This window comes from Stenotrophomonas sp. HMWF003 (assembly GCF_003061285.1).
In the GTDB taxonomy this organism is placed as follows: domain Bacteria; phylum Pseudomonadota; class Gammaproteobacteria; order Xanthomonadales; family Xanthomonadaceae; genus Stenotrophomonas; species Stenotrophomonas maltophilia_AP.
Map to the genome: position 1 here is coordinate 1 of NZ_QAIW01000042.1, position 3,808 is coordinate 3,808.

A 3,808-nucleotide genomic window follows, 5' to 3' on the forward strand; every position below is an offset into this window, starting at 1 on the left:
GCCCAGGAAGCCCAGCGCGACCGTGCCGCTGAGCCGGAACACATCATTGAAGGCGCGCACGTTGGCTTCGCGGCGGGCGGTCAACGCCAGCTGCGCCATGCCCTGCGCGCTGCGCTGCACCGGGTCGGTGATCACCCCGGCATAGAGCTGCTGTTGTTGTTTCAGGCGCTGCGCGACCACGCCATCGGCCGGGTCGAGCTGGCTGACCAGTGCCGTGGAATACAGCTGCTCGCGGTGCAGCTGATAGGTGCCCAGCACCGCCGAACCGGCCAGCCCACCCAGGGTCTGGGTGATCGACAGGGTGACCAGGAAGGTGATCATGTGGTCCACGCCCTGCTTCAATGCCTGGGTGATGCCGAGCATGATCAACGGCCCCATGAACATGCCGGCGCCGACCGACGCCAGGAACTGGCTGGCGAAGAAATCGTGCGGGCGGTCCAGGCTGGTGCGGCTCTGGTCGAGCAGGGCGGCGCTGCCCAGAAGCAGAATGGCCATCAGCAGCTGGGCGATGATGCGCTTGGGGCCGAAGGTGAGCGAGGCCGCCGCGATGCCGGTGATCACGCCAGCCAGGATCACCCCGAACAGCGGGCGCATCTGGTCCGGCCCCATGCCCAGCTGGCGCATCAACCCGACCACGCCATACGACTGTTCGGTGGTGAGGAAGCGGATCAGGAACGCGCCGACGATGAAGTGCAGCACCGGCAGGCTGGCCAGCCACCGCGTCTGCAGCAGCGGGTTGCGCCGGTAGTGTTCGAGAATGAAGCCGGCGGTGGCCAGCGTGATGGAGGCCACCAGCGCCCAGCCCAGCCACGGCGTATCCAGCCACCAGCGCACGTAGCCCTGGGCCAGTACCACCACCAGCAGGCCCACTGCCGGGGCGAGCAGGGCGAAGGTGAGGAAGTCCAACGGCTCGAACGCCTTGATCTGCACGCCCGGCGGCAGCTTCAGCACCACCACCGCCGCGAACGCGCACAGGGCCAGCCCGGCCTCGAACAGGTACAGGGTGTGCCACTGGCCGGTGTCCACCAGCCCGGGCGACACCAGCCAGGCGATCGGCACGGCCAGCTGCGAGATGCCCACCCCGATCACCAGCAGGTTGCCGGTGTATTTGCGCGGCAGCGACTGCAGCATGTACAGCGTGCCCAGGGTGCTGCAGGCGGCGCCGGCAAAGCCGCTGGCCGCGCGGGTCAGCACGGTGGTTTCGTAGCTGCCCACGAACAGGTGCAGCACCGCCAGCGCGGCATACAGGCCCAGGCCGATTTCGGCGAACAGGCGGATGCCGTACTGCTGGCGGAACTTGAAGGCGAGCAGGTTGGCGGTGACATTGACCATCGCATAGGCGGCCACCAGCCAGCTGCCCTGCGCCGGGGTCAGGCCGAGCTGGCCCTGCATGAAGGGCAGGTTGGCGGTGACCAGCGCATTGCCCAGGCCACCGGTGATACCCACCAGCAGTGCGACGGCGGCATACGCCACGCGCCGGTGCCAGGGATGCCACGGCATCGACGCCGAGCCGGGCAGGGTCGGCTTCTCGTGGTCTTCCCAGTCCGGGATCGGTTTGAGGTACTGCGCCATCAGCCCTCCGCGTCGACGGGTCCCTGCAGTCCGGTACGCAGCAACTGCAGGGCGCGCGCGACCAGCTTGGCCCGCTCTTCGCGGGATTTGCCACGCAGCGCGGCTCCCAGCATGCCTGAGATCAGTGAAATGTCCGTCACCTGCAGGTCGGCACGGCACAGGCCGGCGGCGATGGCGCGCTGGATCGGCGCTTCCAGCAGGCCCCAGATGGTGTGCCGGGCGGCCTTGATGGCCGGGTCATCCGGATCCACCGCACGCCAGTAGTCCGACAACGCAGGCGACTGCACGATGCGGGCGGCCATGCCTTCGAGTACCTCGAACAACGCGTCATCGCGCTCGCCGAGGCTCTGCACCTGGCGGTTGATGCGGGCCACCGTGCGCTGCAGCAGTGCCTCCACCAGCGCGGTGCGGTCGGGGAAATTGCGGTACAGGGTGGCGCGGCCGACCTGCGCGCGTTCGACCACCAGGTCGAGCGGAGCAGTGACGCCATGCTGCCCGAACACTGCATCAGCGGCGTCCAGGATGAGGGCGCGGCGGGCAGCCGCATCGGCACGTTGGGAGGTCATGGGACATTTTCGGACGGAAATGTCCGCAACGGAAGGGGCCGCCGCAACGGAAGTGGGACAGCGTGTGGAAAGGTCTGCGGCGCGTGAAGCCGCCGGTGCAGGCGACCGTGCCTGCAAGGGCCGTATCAGGTCACAGCACGACCGGGCGGTACTGCAGGATCCGGTCGGCGATTTCCGTCGCGGACAGGTCGTCGTGGAAGATGTAGTTCACCGCATTCGGATCGAGCACGGCCTCGACCAGCCGCTGGATGTCGGCATCGGTGTCCTGTTCGGTGCCCGGGGCGGCCTGGATGCGCACGATGAGGGCAACCAGCGCGTCGCGGTGCAGGCGTGAAGGGGCAGGGAAGGCGTTGGTCATCGGTTCTATGGCATCAGCGGGAGGCGGGGACAGCGTGGCAACCATAGCGTGCTTCGCGGATCGGCAGGTTGACCATCGCGGCGATGGCGGCCAGCGCGATGTCGGCGTACCACATCCACAGGTAGTTGCCGGAATGGGCCAGGGCCACGCCACCCAGCCAGGCGCCGAAGAAGCCACCGAGCTGGTGCGAGAGCAGGGTCAGGCCGAACAGCGTGCCCAGATAACGCGGCCCGAACAGCTTGCCGACCAGGCCGGCGGTGGGCGGGACGGTGGCCAGCCAGGTGAAGCCGAGCGCGGCGGAAAATACGTAGAAGGTGGTCGGGGTGGGCGGGGCGACCAGGTACACGCCGATCATCACCGCGCGGCTGGCGTACATCCAGAACAGCAGGTACTTCATGCGGTAGCGCTGGCCGAGCGCGCCGACGATGAGGCTGCCGGCGATGTTGAACAGGCCGATCAGCGCGATGGAGGTGGAGGCGACGGTGGGCGACAGTCCGCACAGGGCGATTTCGCCGGGCAGGTGGGTGACCAGGAAGGCGATGTGCAGGCCGCAGGTGAAGAAGCCCAGGTGCAGGCACCAGTAGCTGCGGTCGCGCACGGCCAGGCGCAGTTGTGCGCGCAGGCCGCCGTCGTCATCGGTGCCGGCGCCGGCGCCGGCGGCATGGTCGCCGGGACGGCGGCGCAGGGGCCAGGCCAGGGGGAGGGAGAGCAGGGTGATGGCGGCCATGGTGAACATGGCGCGGGCCCAGCCGGCGCTGCTGATGATCCACTGTACGAGCGGGGCGAACACGAACTGGCCCAGTGAGCCGCCCGCGTTGATGAGGCCGGCGGCGAAGGAGCGTTTTTCAGCGGGCAGGCGGTGCGCGGTGGCGCCGATCAGCACCGAGAAGCTGCCGGCGCCGGCACCGGCGGCCATGAGCAGGCCGAGGCTGAAGCTGAGGCCGAGGGGGCTGGTGAGGTAGGGGGCCAGCAGGAGGCCGATGGCGAGCAGGACGCCGCCGAACAGGAGTACGGGGAGCGCGCCACGCTGGTCGGCCACGGCGCCGAACACGGGTTGTACGGCGCCCCAGACGAACTGGCCGATGGCGAGGGCGAAGCTTATTTCAACAATGCTGACGCCGGTGCTGCGGTGGATGGGGTCGAGGTAGAGGCCGCTGGTCTGGCGTACGCCCATGGTGACCATGAGGATGGCGGAGGCGGCGACGAGCAGGCCCCAGTGCAGGGTCGGTGCACGCGGGGCGGCAGTCGGGGCGGTCATGCGGGGGCTCCCTCTTCCAAGGCATGGTCGAGCTGGTCGAGGAGGGTGTTGAGC

The 3,808-nt window shown here is 68.9% G+C and carries 4 protein-coding genes; all 4 read right to left on the minus strand.

Going from position 1 to position 3,808, the window contains the following annotated elements:
• Nucleotides 1-1,575, minus strand: a 1,575-nt coding sequence (locus DBR34_RS01420; protein ID WP_128095416.1) for an MFS transporter, incomplete at its 3' end; no start/stop codon positions are given.
• Nucleotides 1,572-2,138: a TetR/AcrR family transcriptional regulator gene (locus DBR34_RS01425; protein WP_128095414.1), complete on the minus strand. Its 567-nt coding sequence runs from the start codon at nt 2,136-2,138 to the stop codon at nt 1,572-1,574. The genes DBR34_RS01425 and DBR34_RS01420, both read right to left, overlap by 4 nt.
• A 130-nt stretch (nt 2,139-2,268) precedes the next feature.
• A complete protein-coding gene (locus tag DBR34_RS01430) occupies nt 2,269-2,496 on the minus strand; it encodes a hypothetical protein (protein ID WP_219928196.1) in 228 nt (75 codons plus the stop codon).
• A 13-nt stretch (nt 2,497-2,509) separates the two neighbouring features.
• A complete protein-coding gene (locus DBR34_RS01435) occupies nt 2,510-3,754 on the minus strand; it encodes an MFS transporter (RefSeq protein ID WP_128095415.1) in 1,245 nt (414 codons plus the stop codon).
• Nucleotides 3,755-3,808 lie beyond the last annotated feature (54 nt).

Bases quoted from the DNA above. Each gene is read 5' to 3' on its own strand.
- DBR34_RS01435 (WP_128095415.1), bottom strand. From the start codon at position 3,754: ATGACCGCCCCGACTGCCGCCCCGCGTGCACCGACCCTGCACTGGGGC.
- DBR34_RS01425 (WP_128095414.1), bottom strand. From the start codon at position 2,138: ATGACCTCCCAACGTGCCGATGCGGCTGCCCGCCGCGCCCTCATCCTG.
- DBR34_RS01430 (WP_219928196.1), bottom strand. From the start codon at position 2,496: ATGACCAACGCCTTCCCTGCCCCTTCACGCCTGCACCGCGACGCGCTG.